The organism is Nostoc sp. 2RC, assembly GCF_014222165.1.
In the GTDB taxonomy this organism is placed as follows: domain Bacteria; phylum Cyanobacteriota; class Cyanobacteriia; order Cyanobacteriales; family Nostocaceae; genus Nostoc; species Nostoc linckia.
Genome location: NZ_JACKZU010000132.1, coordinates 1 through 20379, shown reverse-complemented (window position 1 = coordinate 20379; position 20379 = coordinate 1). Strand labels below are relative to the sequence as shown.

Here is a 20379-nt window from a genome sequence, read left to right as displayed (position 1 = left end):
ACCTTTTCCCCTGCCTCCCCATCTCCCTTACCTCCCCACCTCCCACTTCTCTCTTAATTTATGAGACCTGAGTCCCGGATTCGGCTAAACTGAGACTTGGTTTATTGCATTGTATCTGGCATGGAAATCGGACAAAAGGTTAAAGTTTATCGTTTGCGCGATCGCGTTTCTGCTCCCATTGCGAAAAAATTAGGACAAGTAGGTGTTATCCAAGGGTACAAAGTCACCGATGGTAAAGGAATCGGTGTAGTGGTGCAATTTGACGATAATTCTTCCACTTGGTTTTTTGAAGATGAAATCAAGCCTGTGTAGGCAAAAAACTCAGATATGGATTCTTCTTTGTGTTGAATCTGAAGTGATAGCCCAGGTTGAGAATCTTTATTGAGTGCTAAGTTGGAGTTGAAGATCGGCGGTGAAAAGAGGAATTAAATAATGGCTCTAATATTGACATTTTTGGGTAAAGGCGGCACCGCTCGCACCAAAATTGCGATCGCCGCCGCCAAGTTATTGGCAAGCCAAGGCAAGCGGGTACTTTTAGCAGGACTGGCAGAACCAGCACTGTCAATCCTGCTGGGTACTCCTGTTAGTTCTGAACCTCAGGAAATCGCACCCAATTTGCAAGCGGTACAGTTCCAAGCATCTGTACTACTAGAGAGCAACTGGGAAGAAGTCAAGAAACTTGAGGCGCAATACCTCCGCACACCCATATTCAAAGACGTTTTTGGTCAAGAATTGGTAGCATTGCCAGGAATGGACAGCGCCCTTGCCTTGAATGCTATCCGGGAATATGACGCCAGTGGCAAATATGATGCGATCGTCTATGATGGCACAGGTGATTCTTTGACCCTGCGGATGCTGGGATTGCCAGAGTCTCTAAGTTGGTATGTCAGGCGATTCCGACAATTGTTTGTCAACTCTGATTTAGGCAAAACAATTGCTGAATCCCCGTTAATTCAACCACTGATTAGTAGCTTTTTCAATGTCAATTGGACAGCAGACAACTTTGCTCAGCCCACTAACCAAGTTAATAATTTCTTAGACCAAGGAAGAGCTGCTCTGAGCGATCCCAAGCGCGTTGCAGCTTTTTTAGTCACCACACATGACCCCATTGAAGTAGCAACTGCCCGTTATTTGTGGGGTAGCGCTCAGCAAATTGGTCTAACTGTTGGTGGCGTTTTGCTTGTATCTTCTGAGACAAACATCCAACTGTCAGAGGAATTTACACCCTTACCTGTGAGCGTTGTCTCTGACTCCCCAACAGGAGACTGGCAAACACTCATAGATGCCCTACCTAACTTTGAAGCCCAAGCAGCACAGGCTCCTAAACCAATTGAAATTGACATCCACAATCGGCAGGTACGCTTATTCTTACCAGGATTTGACAAAAAACAGGTCAAACTCACCCAGTATGGGCCAGAAGTCACGGTGGAAGCAGGAGACCAGCGGCGGAATATTTCCCTACCCCCGGCTCTAAGTGGTAAAGCTGTTGCTGGAGCAAAGTTTCAAAATAATTATTTGATAATTTCGTTTTAATTTAGTTAGGAATTAGAAGCAAAGTTAGGAGTTAAAAGTCAGGAGTTAGGAATAAAAATGATAATTCATAACTCCTAACTCATAACTCATAACTCCCTAACTCCTAACTCCTCACTCTAAAAAAAATACACCTTATGTCAGAATTAACTCCCATTACCCCAGATTCCAAATCGGCTGAGGCATTAGACTCAGTGGCCAATAATTCTAGCGACCAAACAATAATATCTGGCGATCGCACCGCCAAAACTAGGCAATTACTGGGGATGAAAGGTGCATCACCAGGAGAAACTTCAATTTGGAAAATCCGTTTGCAATTGATGAAGCCCATCACCTGGATTCCCTTAATTTGGGGCGTAGTTTGTGGTGCGGCTTCTTCTGGTAACTATACTTGGACGCTAGAGAATGTTTTAAAGGTAGCAGCCTGTATGTTCCTTGCGGGGCCATTGATGACAGGTTATACCCAAATCCTCAATGATTACTACGATCGCGAAATCGATGCCATCAATGAACCCTATCGCCCCATTCCCTCTGGTGCAATTTCTCTAACCCAGGTAATTACGCAGATTTGGGTATTACTCATTGCTGGTATTGGTTTATCATTTTTGCTTGATGTCTGGGCTGGTCATGAATTCCCCACAATCACAGCCATCGCCATTATCGGTTCTTTCATCGCCTATATTTATTCTGCACCTCCTCTGAAACTCAAACAAAACGGCTGGCTGGGTAGCTACGCCTTGGGTGCAAGCTATATTACCCTGCCTTGGTGTACAGGACACGCTTTATTTGGCGAACTCAATTCTACAATTGTAGTTTTGACAATGTTCTACAGCTTAGCGGGATTGGGTATCGCCATTGTCAACGACTTCAAGAGCGTAGAAGGCGATCGACAATTAGGGTTAAATTCACTACCCGTAATGTTTGGTATTACCACCGCCGCCTGGATTTGCGTACTGACAATTGATGTATTTCAAGGATTGATTGCAGCTTATCTCATCTACATCCATCAGAATTTGTACGCAGGTATACTTCTACTGTTAATCATCCCGCAAATCATCTTGCAGAATATCTATTTTTTACGCGATCCTGTAGCTAATGACGTTAAATACCAAGGTAGCGCCCAACCATTCCTAGTTCTGGGAATGCTAGTTGTTGGTATAGCGCTGGGTCATGCTGGCACTTGATAAAAAGTGTTGACTGATGACCGACGACTGGTGACTGGAAAATCAGGATTTATTCTCCTTGTCTCCCTCATCCCCATCTCCCCATCTCCCCATCTCCCCAGCACTAAAGTCATAAACTTATACTTCTATGGTGAGAAGTTAAGAATTAGGAGTTAAGAGGTAATATACTTCTAACTCCTAATTTATGTCAGGAAATGCCGTGCTAGAACCGATCTATTTCCTCATTCGTGGAATTCAACCTTTGTTAGTTCCGATTTGCTTTGTAATTGCTTGGGGTGTAAGTATACTGGCTATTTTAAATATTTGGGCGGCGGCACGAGATAGCGTAGCCACAGCCAAGCAAATGCATCAAATTCCCTGTGCTGGTTGCCAATATTTTACCGATAATTACCGTCTCAAATGCACTGTCCACCCATCTATCGCCAACACAGAAGAAGCAATTGATTGTTCTGACTATCAACCGAAGACGAATCCTTATTTGTATTAGGGAGTGGGAGATGGAGAAGATGGGGAGGCTCTTAAGGCAGGGGAAAAGGGAAAAGGAATAAATTTAATCTTTGCCCTTTTCCCCTTGCCCCTTTCCCTTTCCCCATGCCCAATGCCCAATGCCCAATGCCCAACGACTAATGACTAATTTCTAACAAGACCTTCAAAACTCCACGGCTTTGGGCTTGTTCAAAAGCTGTCAGCGCTTCAATTAGGGGGTAGCTGGCATGAATTAGGGGTTGTACGTCTATTTGTTTTGTGGCTAGCAATTGCAGTGCTGGGGTAAAGGGGCCGCAACGCGAACCGATGAGGGTGATTTCATCCACAACTAAAGAAGAAGCATCCAAGCTGAGGTTCCCAGCGTAGGTACTTTTCAGGACTAATGTACCACGAGGACGTAGGGCACGACGGGCAATGGCAAATCCTTCTGGATTGCCAGTACATTCTACTGAGATATCAAAATATCCATCTGTGACGGCATTAGCAAGACTTGTTTTAATCCCCCGTGCCTCTAAGTTGGCAAGTTTATCTTGATGACGCCCTACAACCAAAAGTTCACAACCAGTTAAAGCTAGTGTCTGGGCTACTAGCTGCCCCAGTTTACCGTCTCCAACTACTAGTACGCGATTGTTTGGATGTAATGGTATTTGCTGTTGAATTTCCAAAGCTGCTGCTACAGGTTCAGTAAATGTTGCTACTTCTGTTGGCACATTATCAGGTACTAAATGTAGGTTCTCTACTGGCAAACACAGATAATCAGCAAAGGCTCCGTGACGATTGACAATACCTAAAACAGTCCGGTTTTCACAGTGAGTCGGCTGTCTGCTACGACAAAAACGACAATGGCCGCACACCGCGTTGATTTCCCCAACTACACGTTTGTTAATTAGGTGTTCTGGCCCTTGTTCCACAACACCGACAAATTCATGACCTAGAATCCCAGTATAAGGATAGTAGCCCCTAAGTAATTCTACGTCAGTATTGCAAATACCTGCACGTAGGACGCGTACTAAAGCTTCCCCTGCTGGCGGTTCAGGAATGGGAATATCTGTGCGTAGTTGCAATTGGTTGTTTTCGAGCCAGAGTCCTTTCATTACTGTTTCAAGGATAATAAAAATAGTAAAGTGTCGCGCATCTAACGCAGGATATATTTTTCTGTGGACTGTTGACGGTTAACTGTTAACTGTCAACAAGATGAGTAAATGTGCAATTTTCCAGCTAAATAGTTTAGTATGCGCTGTAATAATTGGTATATAGTATAACAATTTATGTCAAGTGAAGCGTGTACTTGATTTACCCCAAAGAGGATATTATAAGTAGATAGTCATGATTAAATCTGAGATGTCATTGCGAGCGAAGCGAAGCAATCGCAAAGTCTCTGGGATTGCTTCGCTTCGCTCGCAATGACAGAACATATTATATTTATTTATGTCCATCTACTTATTATCAATTATTCTTGTGTTTGCTCTCCACTTCCTTTCTGTGTGAAAACAGAGAAAATCCACGATCTAAAATCGTTCGACTGAGCGGAGTCGAAGTCTAAAATTTAAAATCCAAAATTCTATAAGGTTGCATCAACTCACTTCAATTTTATTTAACCAAGTAACCAAATCGTTGGAATCAAGTGCTATCTCGCTTCCTAATGTTTTTATATAGAGAAGTCCATCACTAATAATTAAATCTCTGATTGGATACCATGAATCTCGCGTCCTAATCAAAAGTTCCAAGGGAATACCTGGTCTTGAGGTATACTTACGATACTTCCACCAAGCCCGCCATAGCATTACAGATTTAGTACACTGCATCTGATAGCCTTTGGGAATTTCACAGTATTCATACTGATAGAAACCTCGACTATCAATTTCTCCTTTGAGGATATAACTATATTCTGCTAATGCCTGATTTATCAATTCCCAATGGGATGAGCTTGGAGAAATTGAGAATTGACATGGTGTTTTAGATATTTGTGCGATCGCAACCACACCTTCAGATTTTGCACTCAGTTGGTTAGCTTTATAAACTGTTTGTGCTGTGAAAGAAGGATTTGACAATAAAATGTCTTTTTTGTAGATGGAGTTTTGGATAAAGTCTCGAAGCAAATCTAGATTAGATAACATAAATTTTTATATATCGCTGTCGTCACATGGATGAGGCTGCCTTTGCATTGAAAAATGCTAATCTCTTCGTGTTGGCTGTTGACAGATGACAGTTAACTGTTAACCGTTATCTGTCAACAAACTTCATGAGTGACTGTGCAATTTCAAAGCGTAATACCTGATAATCACCACTTTGCTATGGTCAGTGACCCAGTGTAAGGCAAGCCCCAACACTCTGCAAATTAGCATTTATACTGGTAGTCTCACTTGCCAAATCATGGACGGGAGTTTTAATTATACTGAAACCTTTCTTTAACAAAGGTTTAATTTATTTTTGTATAGTATGCGTTGACTGTTGACTGCTGACGGTTCACACTCAACAGTCAACGGTAGCAATAAAATAGGCTTTAAAGTTTTATACCTTGGACAAAAGGTTCAAATACCGGAAGCAATTCTGGGCGACTTACCACGAGGGTAGAAAAAGAGCGATCGCTATAATCTTCACCAGCTAATAAGGGAAACGGTTGAGAATTCAGTGATGACCAAACGCCGCCAGCAGCCTGGACAATTACCCAAGCACCTGCTATGTCCCAAACTTTTGGTGTCGCCTCAATTCCCCCTAGAGTGGCCCCAGTCGCAACTGTCAAAAAGTTGTAACTAGCTACGCCCAACATCCGGATTTTGCACGGGAAACCATTGCGGATAATAGCGGTACTGCGGGAACAAAGGTTAAAAAAGTGATTGTTACTGGGGCGATCGCTGCTAGTGTGGATGGGATGATGGTTGAGAAATGCTCCGGTTGGTGTGGTTATCCCAGATGAACCAGGCCAAAAACCATGAAAAGCTTGATTCAGGGGCGGTACGTAAACATAACCAAAAATGGGAGTGCCTTGATACAGCAAGCCCAGAGAAATTGACCAAATAGGAATACCCCGTGTGAAGTTAGTTGTCCCATCGAGGGGGTCAATTACCCAGCACCACTCGGTACCAGGAAAAGAGCGTTCGCTTTCTTCGCTGAGGATACCGTAACCAGAAAAATTAGAAGCGATGGCATCTCCAATTTCCCGATCTGCCCATTTATCGGCCTGCGTCACCAAACTGCCATCAGCTTTTTGTAAAGCCTGTACTTGCCCAAAATCCTGCATTAATCGCGCTCCCACTCTGGTAGTGGTTGTTTGGGCAAAATCAACAATCGTATTCCAAAAGTCATTCATTGATTAATTCTCGCGCAAAGGGGCAAAGAGGCAAAGGACTTTTACATCTTTGCTTGGGAGGGTAAAGTTCAATTAATTACTAATTCGTAATTCTTGTGAGAACACTACACTAAAATCTCCGATTTGGTGGTTTTGAATTATTGGGGTTTTTAATTTTTTTGCCCACAAATCGGCTTGGTTTGTACCTTTTTCTTCCTTCTGCCTCCTGCCTTTCTTCTATCAATTACGAATTATTTTAATCGAGTTCATTTGACAAAATAGATGCGATCGCAGTTTTGGCGTTTGTCTGAAATTCTTTGACGTTCACTCGCCACAGTAACCAAACAGCAACAAGCATTCCTATCGCTTGCACCGCAAACACTGTACTGTATGCTAACACTGGCAAAGGAAACAGCATTTTACCTAAATTTAATACTGCTCCACCAAGGATTGTAGCCAGTCCCCTAGCCATTGCTTGGGATAATCCCCAAGCCCCAATAAATGTACCCGCCGTTTCCGCAGCAGTCAAATCCAACATCAAACTAGTAGCACCAGCTGTGATGACTCCAGATGAAAGACCGAAAAAAAACAGACTACCCATCAATAAACCTGGGTTAGCGCTAAATCCCGACATAATAATTAAGCCAAAGGAAAGGGCGGCGCTGATACAGCCAATTTTAGTAGTCTGTTTCTTACCTAAGCGGGGCAAAAGTACAAAACCAGTAGAGCAAATTCCAATGAGAGTACCAATGCCAAAAGGAATGTTTAGTCTGGTGGTTTGGGAAATACACATCCCGAAAACTTCACCACCATAAGGTTCTAAAACTGCATCTTGCATAAAAATACTAATAGTTAACACCAACAGGAAACCAAAAAATACTCCTGTTTGGCGATTAGCAGTGAGTACTCGTAAAGCTGTACCCAAACTGATTTGGTCTTCTCTACCTATTAAAGAAGAACGCGAACTAAAACGAGAATATTTCTTTTCCACACCGAAAGTTGCCAGCAGCGATAGTCCAAAGACGATGGCAGGCATAATGATAAAAACCGGGTTGATTGTGGATTGGAGTTTAGCGATGTCAACAACTTTGTTGGCCTCAGAAGGATTGTAAGTTAAAAGAGCCGCCCCACAAATTTCTGGTCTTTCTAGCAACCTGGAACTAACCACCGCTCCAATCACAATACCAATCATCAGCATTGACCAGACAATGCCAATCAATTTAGAACGGTTATCTTCATCGGTAACATCTACTAAAAGAGCAGTAAAAGGAGTGGAACTAGCACTTAAGGCTAAACCATATCCGGCAAAAATTAAAGCCAGTACTCCCGCCCAGCTATAAGTTTGCAAACTCCAGCCAGTAGCTTGCAAACTGCTACCTACTTGCCAAACGACTTGCAGAGCCAAGAAAGATATAGTTGTAAATAAGATTGCACCAATCCAGACATAGCTAGTGCGATGATAGCCCAGCAATGGCTTGGCATCAGACATTTGCCCAAACCAGATACGTGCAGGGCTGACAAATTGGTGCATGGCTATAGCAGCAGCTGTGATTAATGGCAAGACTTTTAACTCATCAATCATCACTCGATTCAGTACACCCAAAGTGAGAAGCGACATGATGCCCAATCCCATCTGAAACAAACCCAGTCGGAACATTGTGAATAAATTAAGCCTGGGTAATGATTGCAAAGATACCGAGGGATTTGATTCCGGATTCGGTGAAATATCGCTGGTGGCCATAGCTACTTTTTCGTATCCTTTCTAGGATTTAATCTCTCTCTCTTTAAATAAAGATAAACCCTACTTGCTGCAAAGGAGCGATCGCACCCTACTTATCTCCAGAATTTAGGATGAGTTTTTATGGCTTGGTTGAAATTGGCGATGTCTACGACGGGCTACGCCTACGGATAACAAAATAATTTTAGGATGAACTAGTGAAACGAGATTCCATTTACTATCAAATTTTTAAGCGCTTTCCTGGGTTACTCTTTGAACTAGTTGATAATCCTCCTCTTGAAGCGCAAAACTATCGATTTGAATCTGTTGAAGTCAAAGAAACTGCTTTTCGCATTGATGGTGTGTTTTTACCTCCAGAGGGTGCAACATCTAAAGTCATCTTTTTTGCTGAAGTTCAATTCCAAAAAGATGAATCCCTCTACCATCGGTTCTTTACCGAGTCGATGATGTACCTGAACCGCAATCGTTCTCAGTACGATGATTGGTTCTGTGTGGTAATTTTTTCATCACGTTCTTTGGAACCAAGCGATACAAGAACTCATCGAATATTTCTCAACAGCGACCAAGTACAGCGAATCTATTTAGATGAGTTAGGCGCAAATAATCAGCAGCCAATAGGTATCAGGTTAATGCAGTTGACTATAGCATCGGATCGAGTGATGGCAGAGCAAGCAAAGCAATTAATTGAGCGAGTAAAATTAGAGGAAACGGGCGCACTGCCGAAAACCGAAATACTAGACATCATTACCACAATTGCCGTTTACAAATTTTCGACCTTGAGTAGAGAGGAAGTTGAAGCAATGCTAGGACTGGCTTTAGAACAAACAAGAGTTTATCAGGAAGCGAAAGCAGAAGGCCGAGAAGAACGGGAAGCTGAAATGTTGAAGCTTACCGTACCTCTGTTACTAAAAACAGGGATGAGTGTGGAGCAGATTGCTCAACATCTCAATGTTGATATAGAAGCTGTTCAGATTGCTGCACAGCAAAGCACATAGAATCGGCGCTTGATTTCTGTTGTGAAAAATTCTTTCTCCCCAAAGTGCTGCATCGGTTTACTTGGCTCGTAATCGAAGGCTCGTTTCGACCAAACACTCCCCTATTTCATAATCTCCTGTTTCAACATTCATAGAGATAATTTTACCTGTTGAAACGCTATCTTCTCCAATGTCATCCTCGTAGCCTTGTTTGTAACGCTACACTAAAAAAGTAAAGAAATATAAATAAATTTTATTTTGCAGCCGTGGAAACCATTACATTAGGGCAAAATGGCCCAGTTGTTACGCCTTTGTGCATCGGCACTTGGGCTTGGGGTGATAAACTTTTTTGGAATTACGGCAACGATTACGGCCCAGAACAGTTACAAGAAGCCTTCACCGCAGCACTACAAGCTGGTGTTAACTTCTTCGATACTGCCGAAGTCTACGGAATGGGATTATCAGAGAAATTTTTGGGCGAATTTATGCAACAGACACAACAACCTGTGCAAATCGCCACAAAATTTGGCCCTCTACCGTGGCGATTTACAGGTCAATCTGTGTCTGATGCTTTGACACAGAGTCTTAAACGCCTACAAGTAGAGCAAATTGCTCTCTACCAAGTGCATTGGCCTTTTGCTTTCTTTTTAAGCCAAAAAACTCTGATGAATGCTTTAGCCGATGAAGTGAAGCGGGGTAGAATTGCCGCAGTGGGCGTGAGTAATTACTCAGCAGAGCAAATGCGAGATGCCCATCAAATTTTGGCAGACCGTGGAGTGCCTTTGGCTGTGAACCAAGTACGCTATTCTTTACTCAGTCGCCAAATTGAAAGTAAGGGTATTGTGGCAACTGCGCGTGAATTGGGTGTGACTTTGTTGGCTTATAGTCCTTTAGCTCAGGGATTACTCACAGGCAAATATACTATTGATAGTGCTGAAACTCCCACTGGTGCGAGAAAAATAGACCCAAGATTTACTAAAGAAGGCTTACAAAAAATTGCACCAGTAATATCTTTGCTACGCACTCTGGGAGAAAAATACCATCGCACTCCAGCCCAAGTTGCTCTCAATTGGTTAATTTGCCAGGGTAACGTCATTCCCATTGCCGGTGTGAAGACAGCCGAACATGTACGTCAAAATGCCGGCGCTTTGGGTTGGAGATTGAACGAAGATGAAATTCAAGAGTTAGAAAAAGTTAGCCGTCCCTGGCTGTAGAGACGTTGCATTGTAACGTCTCTCTACTCAAACACCAAAGGCCAAAGTTCTGACACTACTAGTTCCCAACCTGGTAATAATTCTGGTAGTGTCAGTTTGTCGTTGTCCTGCAAAAGTATCGGTTCTTGGTTGAGGCGATAAACTGTGACCGTCAATTTATCAGGATCGATGAGGATACCAACTGTAGATCCCAGTTGTAAAAATAGCTGAATCTTTTCTACCAATGGTTTAATCCGGTCTGACTTGGATTTTATTTCTACCATCAAGTCAGGCACGAGTTCCACAAAGTCGCGCTTGCTGATTTTAAGTCGATCAGCACGAACAAAAGACACATCGGGAGCGCGGAGATTTCGTTTTTCGTTATCAGCTTCTTTGCCGTTTTCCGTTTCTAAGGTAGGCAAAATAAAACCAGCGCTGGAACCAGTCACCCGTCCTAATTTTCGTGGGCGTACCCAATTACCAAGTAATCTAATTAACTCAGCACCGATTTCTTCTGATTCATAATCTGATGGCCCCATAACAACTATATTTCCGTCTACCAGCTCCATCTGCCATTCTGGATGCTCTGCTTGTAGTTGCTCTAAGTCTGGAATACTGAACATAAGACCACGAAGAATGCATCTTTAATTCATCTTCTTACAAACTTGTAGAAGAAGTTACCCAAAAATTCAAAAAGTCAAGAGTCCAAAGTCAAAATCTTAACTCCTAACTCTCAACTCTTAACTCTCTCAATTTTAGATTTTGAATACTTCTCTACGAGAGGCTGCGCCAACGACAAGCTCAGTACAAGTTTTGAATTTTGGATTGAAGTAAAAATTAGAAATCTAAAACCCAAAATTCATTAACTTCTAACTAAGAAGCAGATTCCCTAGCTGTAGGCGAGCCTAACTTTGGAGTGGGTGAGACAGAAGCATCACGACGGCTTGTCCGCAGTTTGGGCTTGGGAGTACCACTTCTTTCTTCGTCACCAGTGTTGCTATCTGATTTCCAGCTAGAACGGGGGCGATCGCTACCAGAATCGCGGCGTTTGGCGAGTCTGGGTTTGGGAGTGGCGGGTTCTTCTTGGGGAATTTCTACATCGGATTGCAACCAAGCAGGACGAGTTTGGTCGTAAGCGATTTGCAATGCTGCGGCGGCGATGGCTTGAGCATCATATTTTTCAATTAATTCGCTGACGATGGGTAAAAATGAAGCCAAACGTTCGCCAGCTAAAGCTTCCCGCACTTGTTCTTGCAATTTCAGGATGTGTCGTGCTTCAATTTGTGCCCGTGTGGGAATTGACAACACTTGCCAAGCTTGGCGGTTATGACGTTCAAATGTCTGCTGCTTGCGTCGCTCAAATGGCTGTACTAAAGAAATTGCGGTTCCTTCTTTACCAGCACGACCAGTACGACCAATGCGGTGAACGTAGGTTTCTACGCTATCAGGTAAGTCGTAGTTGATCACATGAGAAAGTTGATCGACATCTAATCCGCGTGCAGCAATATCAGTTGCTACCACCCAACGTACTTGACGATTGCGGAAACGGCTCAATAAACGTTCCCGTGCTTGCTGGGACAAGTCACCGTGGTATTCATCTACACTATGACCAGCAGCTTGCAGTTGGTTGGTGAGTTCGGCGGCGGTGCGTCTGGTGCGGACAAAGATTAAAGCTGTTTCTGGATCTTCCATTTCCAGAATCGGCTGTAAAGCTTTGGCTTTTGTCCAGTGGCGGGGGATTAAATAAGCTACTTGGTTGATTTTGTTTGGTGCGGCTTTTGGCTGTTCGACGGTGACTGTCGCTGGCGATCGCAAAAACTTGTTCACTAATTGGCGAATCGAGGGCGGCATTGTCGCCGAAAATAAAGCTGTTTGTCTGTCTGTAGGTGCTTGGGAAAGGATTTTTACTACATCATCAATAAAGCCCATGCTCAACATTTCATCGGCTTCATCCAAGACAAACCATTTTACTTGATCGAGCTTCAAACAGCCGCGATCGAGCAAATCTATTACTCGTCCTGGAGTGCCAACAACAATGTGAACGCCACGTTTGAGCTGTAGCATTTGCCGCTCAATTGATTGACCGCCATAGATTGCTAACACCCGCAATCCGTCATTGCCGATAAACTGGGCAATGGCATCGTGAACTTGCATAGCTAATTCACGAGTTGGTGTTAAAATCAACGCCTGCACAGCTCTTTGATTAATATCCAGCCGTTCTAAAATTGGCAGTGAAAATGCTGCTGTTTTACCCGTCCCAGTTTGAGATTGACCTACCACATCGCGACCCGACAACAGTTGGGGAATTGCTTGGGTTTGAATACTAGTAGGTGTGGTAAAGCCAATTTTTTCTAACTGCTCGACGCGTTCTTGGGAAATACCTAATTCTTGAAACGAAAGATTCATTAATTCTCCTAAATTTTATCTAAGGATTTTTGGATTAGTCATTGCTCATAGGGCATAGAGCACTTGTACTGAGCGTAGTCGAAGTATGGAGCATTGGTTATTCACTAATGACTAATGACTAATGACTAATTAGTTATTAACAACTTGACCGTATAGGTCGTATGTATCAGCCTCGTGAATCGCTACTGGTACGATGGTTCCTAACTTTGCCTGTCCTTGGACATACACTTGACCATCAACCTCTGGGGAAAATCTAGCTGAACGACCGATTAATTCACCACTTTCAGGGTTTTCTTGCTCAATCAGGACATCGGCGATTTTGCCTACTTCCTGTTGATTTTTCTTTAAGGAAATCGGTTGCTGGAGTTCCATCAGTTGCTCTCGGCGTTCGTCCATCACTTCTTGAGATAACTGATTTGGCAGGTTGTAAGCAGGGGTTCCTTCTTCGGGTGAAAAGGTGAAGACGCCAACATGATCAAATTCATGCCGCCGGACGAATTCCAGTAGATGCTCAAAATGCTTGCTTGTTTCTCCTGGGAAACCAACAATAAATGTTGTCCGCAATACGGCTGTTGGTAGTGCCGTTTTGATGCGATCTATAATCCCATCATTCACACGCCCTTGCCAGGGACGGTTCATGGCACGGAGAATCTCTTCATGAGAATGTTGCAAGGGCAAATCCAGATAAGGCAAGATGTTAGGTGTTTCTTTGATTGCCGCTATTACGTCTTGTGTCAATCCCGTGGGATAAGCGTAGTGCATTCTAATCCACGGTATATTTACCTTTCCCAAAGCGCGGAGTAATTCGGCTAGCTTTGGCTGACCATAAATATCTAAACCGTAATTAGTCGTGATTTGGGAAATTAAAATAATTTCCTGTACTCCCTGACTAACTAACTCCTTAGCTTCAGCGACTATCGATTCAATAGTACGCGATCGCTGCTTCCCTCTTAAATGAGGAATTATACAAAACGCACAACGATAATCACATCCTTCGGCAATCCTGAGGTAAGCTACCCCCTCTGTTGTAGTGCGATAGCGCGGTGTAGTCTCGTCAGCAATGTAGGTTGGTTCGATACTAACCTGTTTAACCCGTTCGCCTTGTTCTACACGCTCAATTACATTTACAATTTTGTGATAATCACCTGTACCTACCACAGCTACTGCTTCCGGCAACTCATCCAAAAGTTGTTCTTGGAAATGTTGCGCCATACAGCCAGTAATCACAATTTTTTTGTTCGCTTCTGCCAGTTCTACCAAAGTTCTGACAGATTCAAGTCTTGCCGCTTCAATAAAACTACACGTATTGACAATAACGTAATCTGCTAACTCTTCATTTGTATCTACACCGTAGCCTGCTTCTGTGAGCATTCCTAACATGTGTTCTGTATCTATTCGATTTTTCTCGCAGCCCAGGTGAGAAATGGCAATTGTTGGCTTGTCACCCATATTTTGAAAAAATTTTCAGTTCTCTTCTTGTAATCAAATTCATTCCAGTACTGACGCAAGCTTTTTTATCGGCATCCTCATATGAAGATGTACAGAGGTGAATTTCCACTGTCAGTAAATCCCCGTTTACCTATGACCCCATCGATAATAATAAAAATAAAGGTCATGTTATGATACTTCTATCAATTTGTTTCCCAGGGTAAATTTAAGTGTCTTTGGATACATTTGACACTTGTAATGTTTTTTAACAATTGGCCTATTGGTATTTTACATTACCACAGCGTGTGCGTTGTTAACCTACCCCATCGGGAAGCCGCCCAAAGGGCTTGTTGTGAGAAGTCGCTACCCTCAGGGAAATCGCCTTCGCGACTACGCCCATAAAGCAGTAATGCTACCCTGGCAAACGGCAAGTCCCACGACTGCGCGCGGAAAAGACCCCTAAACCACGGAAAGCTGCCTTGCGTGTTGTGAGTGGCAAACTCCTCTTGTAGCCAGGTTTTATCTTAACATATCTTATGACAAGTTTGAGGCCAATTTCCATCTTCGGAAGGAGGCAGTAAACCGACCAATTTCAAAAAAGAGACCAGGACACAAGGAGACATAGGCATGGGGCTTTCCAGGGAGTGCCAAGTTGTGAGCGCCGAATTTTGTAAAATTGATTTATGCAAAATTATTCAAAATTCAAAAAGCTGATGAGTCAAGCTTTTCGGGTATTTTGAATTGTAGGTATATTTGGGTGTTGTAGTACTAGCCTCTAATCTCTAGTCTGTATACCCCAATCCCTCGCAATAATTAAAGACGTGGACTTATATCAGCTGTTTAAAACTCGCTCACCGATTATTGGCGTGGTTCACCTGCTACCACTGCCGACCTCGCCCCGTTGGGGAGGTAGCCTCAAAGCGGTAATTGACCGCGCCGAACAAGAAGCCGTAGCCTTGGCAAGCGGAGGTGTTGACGGCATGATTGTGGAGAATTTTTTCGATGCGCCGTTTACCAAAAACCAAGTAGATCCAGTGGTTGTGAGTGCCATGACGATGGTGGTGCAGCGGATACAGAATTTGGTGACATTGCCAGTGGGCTTGAATGTGTTGCGAAACGACGCCAAAAGTGCAATGGCGATCGCTAGCTGTGTCCAGGCACAATTTATCCGCGTCAATGTCCTCACAGGAGTGATGGCAACCGATCAGGGATTAATTGAGGGAGAAGCCCATCAATTACTGCGGTATCGACGGGAGTTAGGCAGCGATGTTAAAATCCTGGCCGATGTCTTGGTGAAACACGCCCGTCCTTTAAGTTCTCCAAATCTCACGGTTGCCGTTAAAGACACCATTGAAAGAGGTTTAGCAGACGGAGTGATTTTGTCTGGGTGGGCTACTGGTAGCCCTCCTAACTTAGAAGATTTAGAACTAGCTTGTGGTGCAGCAGCTGGAACACCAGTGTTCATCGGTAGTGGGGCAAATTGGGAAAATATTGATACATTAATGCAGGCAGCAGATGGTGTCATAGTTTCCAGTTCCTTGAAACGTCACGGACGGATAGACCAAACAATTGACCCCATTCGCGTTAGTCAATTTGTAGAAGCCGCACGTCGTAGTTGGAACTCTAAAAGTGAAAGCAAGTCACCAGGACAAGTGAAATTACATTCTTAGGGAATAGGGAGAGAGTGAGGAGTTATGAGTTATGAGTTATGAGTTTTAAATTGATTGTTCCTAAATTCCTCATTCTTAACTCCTCACTTCTCATTCTTAACTGTTAACTCCTAACTCTTAACTCCCAAAGCAGTTTATGATTCGCCGCCGTTCTACTCCTTGGATTCATAAATGGTCACGTCCATTAATAGCCGCCATTGCTGGCTGTGGTGTGCTGACGACAGGTTATCTCACCATAGAAAAGTTGACAGGAGGCAGTGCAGCTTGTGTGGCACAGGCTGGTGCCAAAGGCTGTAATGATGTGCTTTCCAGTCCTTGGGCAACAGTTTTTGGTCAGCCATTGGCTTTGTTTGGATTTTTGGCATACACCAGTATGCTGATATTTGCTTTGGCTCCTTTGGTATTTTCCTCAGGAGACAATACTAATCGCAAGCAATTAGAAAATTGGACATGGTGGCTACTGTTGGTGGGTGCGATCGCTATGTCTGTGTTTAGCGGTTATTTAATGTACCTGCTAGCATTCCAAATCAAAGCCGTTTGTCCTTACTGTATCGGCTCAGCTTTGTTCTCCACTAGTCTTTTGGTACTGACAATTATTGGTCGTACTTGGGAAGATGTTGGACAAATCTTGTTTACCGCCTTGATTGTCGGTATGGTGACACTGATTGGTACTTTAGGTATTTATGCTGGTGTCAATCAATCAGATGTCACATCTGGAACTCCTGGAGAACCTGTAAAAATCTCCTTTGCTCCCAAGGAAGATCCTAACCCCGCAATCGGGGGATGGGAAATTACTACCACCTCTGGTGAAGCAGAAATAGCCCTAGCTCAACATCTGGTGAAGATAGGTGCTAAGGAATACGTCGCCTATTGGTGTCCTCACTGCCACGAACAAAAACTAATTTTTGGCAAACAAGCTTATCAAGAAATCGACAATAACATTAAGGTAGAGTGTGCCCCTCCAGGACTCAAAGCTCAACCAGAAGTTTGTCAAGCTGCAAAAATTACAGGTTTCCCGACTTGGATTATCAACGACAAAAGCTACAGTGGAGTGCAAAACTTAGAGGAACTAGCCAAAGTATCTGGTTACACAGGCCCTCGGAACTTTAAATATTTCAAGTAATTGCCAACACAAGTTTGTTTTGGCATTGCTACTGTTAACTGTTTGCTGTTGACGGTTCACAGTCAAAAACAAAGGTGTCGGGTGTGCCCTACACCTGTTCATAGTCAACGGCTATGTACTATTGTTGATTTCTTGGTGATGGCCCCTTGGGCTGCACTTCGCGCACAACAGAAATAAGTTCAATATGATAGTGGATTAGTATAGTTAACTGGATAAAAACAGTAAAGCTGTTTCCAGTTGACTTTTTTGTTTTTGGCAACATTTAGTGATAAATAAGATAAATAATAAGTGTTGCCCAATACCTATAGCAGGGAACAAGGTTGGACAAACAGACAACAAGGTTAAAAGTCTTGTGCTGTAGGGGTTTAACCATCAGTTTATGTCCTAACCTACCTGGTAACTGTCGTACATTCCGAATTGGGTATTTGTCAGTAAAATAAGCTTAATATCTAGCTTTAAGACTACGTTGGTGTATTTATCCAACTAAAAATGCCTGTATCAATTTTCTTGCGGCTTTTACTTACAAACATCTGAAGTTGAAGGAACTTGATTAAGTATACTGGCTCTCATGCAGTGTGTACTTTAATTGATTTTTGCAGCACATGGAAGCCGCCTTCGAGTGTAATTATGTCAGCGTTAAACGCGAAAGTGTGTTTGTTGAAGTTACTCTCAATATGCTTTTGTTATTAGTGAAAAAACGCCAGTTAAAAGAGCAAAATCGCCTTATTCAACCTTTGTGCAGATGCCAAGAAAAGCCGAGTTTCAGAACTTTGGGAGCGGCTTAATGAATCACCAGCTAGGGAAGCGTTTGATAAACTCAATCTTTGGACTGAAACAATCGCTGAGTCGAGAACACAAAGAATTGATGACTGCTGCTGGCGTTGCAGTCTGCGTCCTGTTTTTGCGCTCTATCGGATTATTGCAATCCTTAGAATTGGCAGGTTTGGATCAATTTTTTCGCTTACGTCCAAATGAATCGCCAGAAGAACGTATCACCATCGTTGTGATTGATGAAGCTTATTTAGATCAAGTAGGTTCGTGGCCGATTCCAGATCGGAATATTGCCGAATTGCTGCAAAAATTAAACATCCATAAACCCCGTGCCATTGGGTTGGATATCTACCGAAATTTGCCAGTGGAGCCTGGTAATCAGGAATTACGTAATGCTTATAAATCAATGCCAAACTTGATTGGTATTGAACTTCTGGCAAATGAAAAAAATAAAAACCTTACTGTTTTACCTCCAATAGGACTTAATAAAAATCAAGTGGGTTTTAACAATGTCCTGTACGACCCTGATGGCAAAGTACGTCGTAGCTTGTTGTATTGGCATGTCGAGGATAAGGTACACGAAAGTTTTGCCTTGAAGTTGGCTTTATTGTATTTAAAATCAAAAGGCATTACTCCTACCCAAGCAAAAATCAACCCTGAGTATTTGCAATTGGGTAAGGCAGTATTTACTCGTTTTGAAGTTAATGATGGTGCTTATGTCGGAGCTGATGCCAGAGGCTACCAAATTTTATCCAATTTTCCCAAACCCAAACCTCAAAATCCATCTGGAGAATTTTCTCATTTTCGCCAGGTATCCATGAGTGATGTACTCGCTGATAAAGTCCAAGAAAATTTAATCAAAGACCGGGTTATACTTATTGGCTCTACTGCACCCAGTCTTCAGGATTTTGTATTTATTCCTTATTCCAGCGGTTTGATGGGTACGGCAAAGCCTGTGGCTGGTATTCAATTACAAGCTTATTTTATTAGTGAATTAATTTCTGCGGCTCTTGAAGGCAGACCATTACTTAAAGTCTGGCCTGAATTATTAGAATATTTGTGGATTTTTGTTTGGTCTTATGTGGGAGCCATTACCACATGGCGGATACGAGATTCAACGAAAAGTTTTCTTAGTATCCTTGTTTGTTGCTTTGTATTGACCGTCAGTGCTTATATAGCTTTTTTATACGGTTGGTGGATACCCCTGATTCCTGGGCTGTTTACTTTTGGGATTTCAGCTATTTGGATGACGAGTCATATCGCCCATATGCAGGAAGAATGGAAACGTTCTAAGGAGTTTTTGCATCATGTAATTAACACGATTCCCGATCCAATTTTTGTAAAAAATGAACAACATCAGTGGATTGTTCTCAATGACGCGTATTGTCGATTTATTGGTTATCCGAATAAATTGTTAATTGAAAAGTCAGACTATGATTTCTTCCCTAAGCATGAAGCCGATGTGTTTCGACAACAAGATGAGTTAGTTTTTCGGACTCAGCAACCCCACGAACATGAAGAAGAATTTACAAACGCAGATGGTCAAACTCATCAAATTGCCACTAAGCGATCGCTTCACAAAGACTCAGCTGGCAATTTCTTTTTAGTTGGGGTAATTCGAGATATTACTCAGCGCAAGTTGATGGAGGAAGAACTCAAGCGTACTGCTGCTGAGTTATTTCGCTCAAACAATGAATTAAAGCTCAAAGAAGACCATTTACGTTATTTGGCATATCACGATCCCCTGACAGGTTTATCCAATCGCAAATTTTTTGCCGAACAACTTTACGAATCATTGCACTGGGCACAACACCATAACTTGTTGTTGGGACTGTTGTTTATTGATTTAGACGGCTTCAAACAAGTCAATGATACTTTAGGGCATGAGATGGGCGATCGCCTGCTAATGACTATCGCTGGGCGACTGAGTAATTCTTTACGGGCTAGTGATACAGTTTCTCGTTTGGGTGGCGATGAATTTACTGTAATCTTACGAGCAATTCCTAATGTTCAGGTAGCTGCTAAAGTCGCCGAAAAAATTTTAACCAGCATCACCAAACCAATTGTTTTGGATGGCTATGCAATCCGAGTCTCTGCCAGTATTGGCATTAGTGTTTATCCATACAACAGCCAAGACAGTGAAACTTTGATGAAACAAGCAGATGCAGCAATGTACCGTGCTAAGCGCTTGGGTAAAAATCGCTACGAATTTGCTTAATAAATTCACGAATTTACTTTCTATTCTTGGATATTGAGTAAATATTTTTACCATAAAATTAGGCTTTTGTACTTTAGATGCATAAAAAGCACTGTTTTGTAAAGGCACTTTATAGAACCGTCAACATAGCTTTTTAATTAAAACTCAAATGTAGCAAGACTTTTGGAAGTCAAACCAAACCAGATAAAAGAGTTAAGAAAGAAACTAGACTTTATCAGTAAATTAAAAAATATAATTTTTATAGTGAGTGTTTTTACCCAAAAAATAATCACTGTACTTAGGTAGATAATTACGAAAATTCAAATTAAATAAGCTCTATAACCCTTGTTATATGAGAATTATGTAATTTGGTGTTAGATATCTTTACTT

General features: G+C 42.5%; 16 protein-coding genes. 9 read left to right on the top strand and 7 right to left on the bottom strand.

Going from position 1 to position 20379, the window contains the following annotated elements:
* Positions 1 to 120: 120 nt before the first annotated feature.
* From GNE10_RS16450 to GNE10_RS16435, 4 genes are all read left to right on the top strand, one after another.
* A complete protein-coding gene (locus GNE10_RS16450) occupies positions 121 to 312 on the top strand; it encodes a DUF2862 domain-containing protein (RefSeq protein WP_185566105.1) in 192 nt (63 codons plus the stop codon).
* Positions 313 to 432: 120 nt separating this feature from the next.
* Positions 433 to 1533, top strand: coding sequence for an ArsA family ATPase (locus tag GNE10_RS16445; RefSeq protein ID WP_099068554.1), 1101 nt, complete (start codon positions 433 to 435; stop codon positions 1531 to 1533).
* A gap of 134 nt (positions 1534 to 1667) precedes the next feature.
* The gene (gene chlG / locus GNE10_RS16440) at positions 1668 to 2714 is read left to right on the top strand and encodes a chlorophyll synthase ChlG (RefSeq protein WP_099068555.1); all 1047 of its coding nucleotides are present in this window, start codon (positions 1668 to 1670) and stop codon (positions 2712 to 2714) included.
* A 199-nt stretch (positions 2715 to 2913) separates the two neighbouring features.
* The gene (locus tag GNE10_RS16435; protein WP_099068588.1) at positions 2914 to 3201 is read left to right on the top strand and encodes a hypothetical protein; all 288 of its coding nucleotides are present in this window, start codon (positions 2914 to 2916) and stop codon (positions 3199 to 3201) included.
* A gap of 136 nt (positions 3202 to 3337) precedes the next feature.
* Here the strand turns inward: GNE10_RS16435 and GNE10_RS16430 are convergent, their stop codons facing one another.
* The 4 genes from GNE10_RS16430 to GNE10_RS16415 all read right to left on the bottom strand — a co-directional run bounded on the left by GNE10_RS16430 (position 3338) and on the right by GNE10_RS16415 (position 8230).
* A complete protein-coding gene (locus tag GNE10_RS16430) occupies positions 3338 to 4294 on the bottom strand; it encodes an alcohol dehydrogenase catalytic domain-containing protein (RefSeq protein ID WP_185566104.1) in 957 nt (318 codons plus the stop codon).
* 480 nt (positions 4295 to 4774) lie between these two features.
* Positions 4775 to 5317: a hypothetical protein gene (locus GNE10_RS16425; RefSeq protein ID WP_099068558.1), complete on the bottom strand. Its 543-nt coding sequence runs from the start codon at positions 5315 to 5317 to the stop codon at positions 4775 to 4777.
* A 386-nt stretch (positions 5318 to 5703) separates the two neighbouring features.
* A complete protein-coding gene (locus tag GNE10_RS16420; protein ID WP_185566103.1) occupies positions 5704 to 6510 on the bottom strand; it encodes an inositol monophosphatase family protein in 807 nt (268 codons plus the stop codon).
* Between the two features lie 235 nt (positions 6511 to 6745).
* Positions 6746 to 8230, bottom strand: a complete 1485-nt coding sequence (locus tag GNE10_RS16415; protein ID WP_185566102.1) for a BCD family MFS transporter — start codon at positions 8228 to 8230, stop codon at positions 6746 to 6748.
* 194 nt (positions 8231 to 8424) lie between these two features.
* On the opposite strand from GNE10_RS16415, the gene GNE10_RS16410 reads away from it, so the two are divergent.
* Both GNE10_RS16410 and GNE10_RS16405 read left to right on the top strand, forming a co-directional pair.
* Positions 8425 to 9222, top strand: coding sequence for an Rpn family recombination-promoting nuclease/putative transposase (locus GNE10_RS16410; protein ID WP_185566101.1), 798 nt, complete (start codon positions 8425 to 8427; stop codon positions 9220 to 9222).
* Positions 9223 to 9467: 245 nt separating this feature from the next.
* Positions 9468 to 10415, top strand: a complete 948-nt coding sequence (locus tag GNE10_RS16405) for an aldo/keto reductase (RefSeq protein WP_185566100.1) — start codon at positions 9468 to 9470, stop codon at positions 10413 to 10415.
* 23 nt (positions 10416 to 10438) lie between these two features.
* Here the strand turns inward: GNE10_RS16405 and GNE10_RS16400 are convergent, their stop codons facing one another.
* From GNE10_RS16400 to rimO, 3 genes are all read right to left on the bottom strand, one after another.
* Positions 10439 to 11017: a Uma2 family endonuclease gene (locus GNE10_RS16400; protein WP_185566099.1), complete on the bottom strand. Its 579-nt coding sequence runs from the start codon at positions 11015 to 11017 to the stop codon at positions 10439 to 10441.
* Positions 11018 to 11267: 250 nt separating this feature from the next.
* Positions 11268 to 12800 carry a DEAD/DEAH box helicase gene (locus tag GNE10_RS16395; protein WP_099068564.1) on the bottom strand — a complete coding sequence of 511 codons (1533 nt, stop codon included), beginning with the start codon at positions 12798 to 12800 and terminating at the stop codon, positions 11268 to 11270.
* A 129-nt stretch (positions 12801 to 12929) separates the two neighbouring features.
* The gene (gene rimO, locus GNE10_RS16390; protein WP_185566098.1) at positions 12930 to 14249 is read right to left on the bottom strand and encodes a 30S ribosomal protein S12 methylthiotransferase RimO; all 1320 of its coding nucleotides are present in this window, start codon (positions 14247 to 14249) and stop codon (positions 12930 to 12932) included.
* 800 nt (positions 14250 to 15049) lie between these two features.
* On the opposite strand from rimO, the gene btpA reads away from it, so the two are divergent.
* The 3 genes from btpA (at position 15050) to GNE10_RS16375 (ending at position 20010) form a co-directional block, all read left to right on the top strand.
* Positions 15050 to 15898, top strand: coding sequence for a photosystem I biogenesis protein BtpA (gene btpA / locus GNE10_RS16385; RefSeq protein WP_099068566.1), 849 nt, complete (start codon positions 15050 to 15052; stop codon positions 15896 to 15898).
* A gap of 136 nt (positions 15899 to 16034) precedes the next feature.
* A complete protein-coding gene (locus tag GNE10_RS16380; RefSeq protein ID WP_185566097.1) occupies positions 16035 to 17021 on the top strand; it encodes a vitamin K epoxide reductase family protein in 987 nt (328 codons plus the stop codon).
* Positions 17022 to 17805: 784 nt separating this feature from the next.
* Entirely contained in the window at positions 17806 to 20010 is a 2205-nt protein-coding gene (locus GNE10_RS16375; RefSeq protein ID WP_185566096.1) for a CHASE2 domain-containing protein, read from the top strand.
* Positions 20011 to 20379 lie beyond the last annotated feature (369 nt).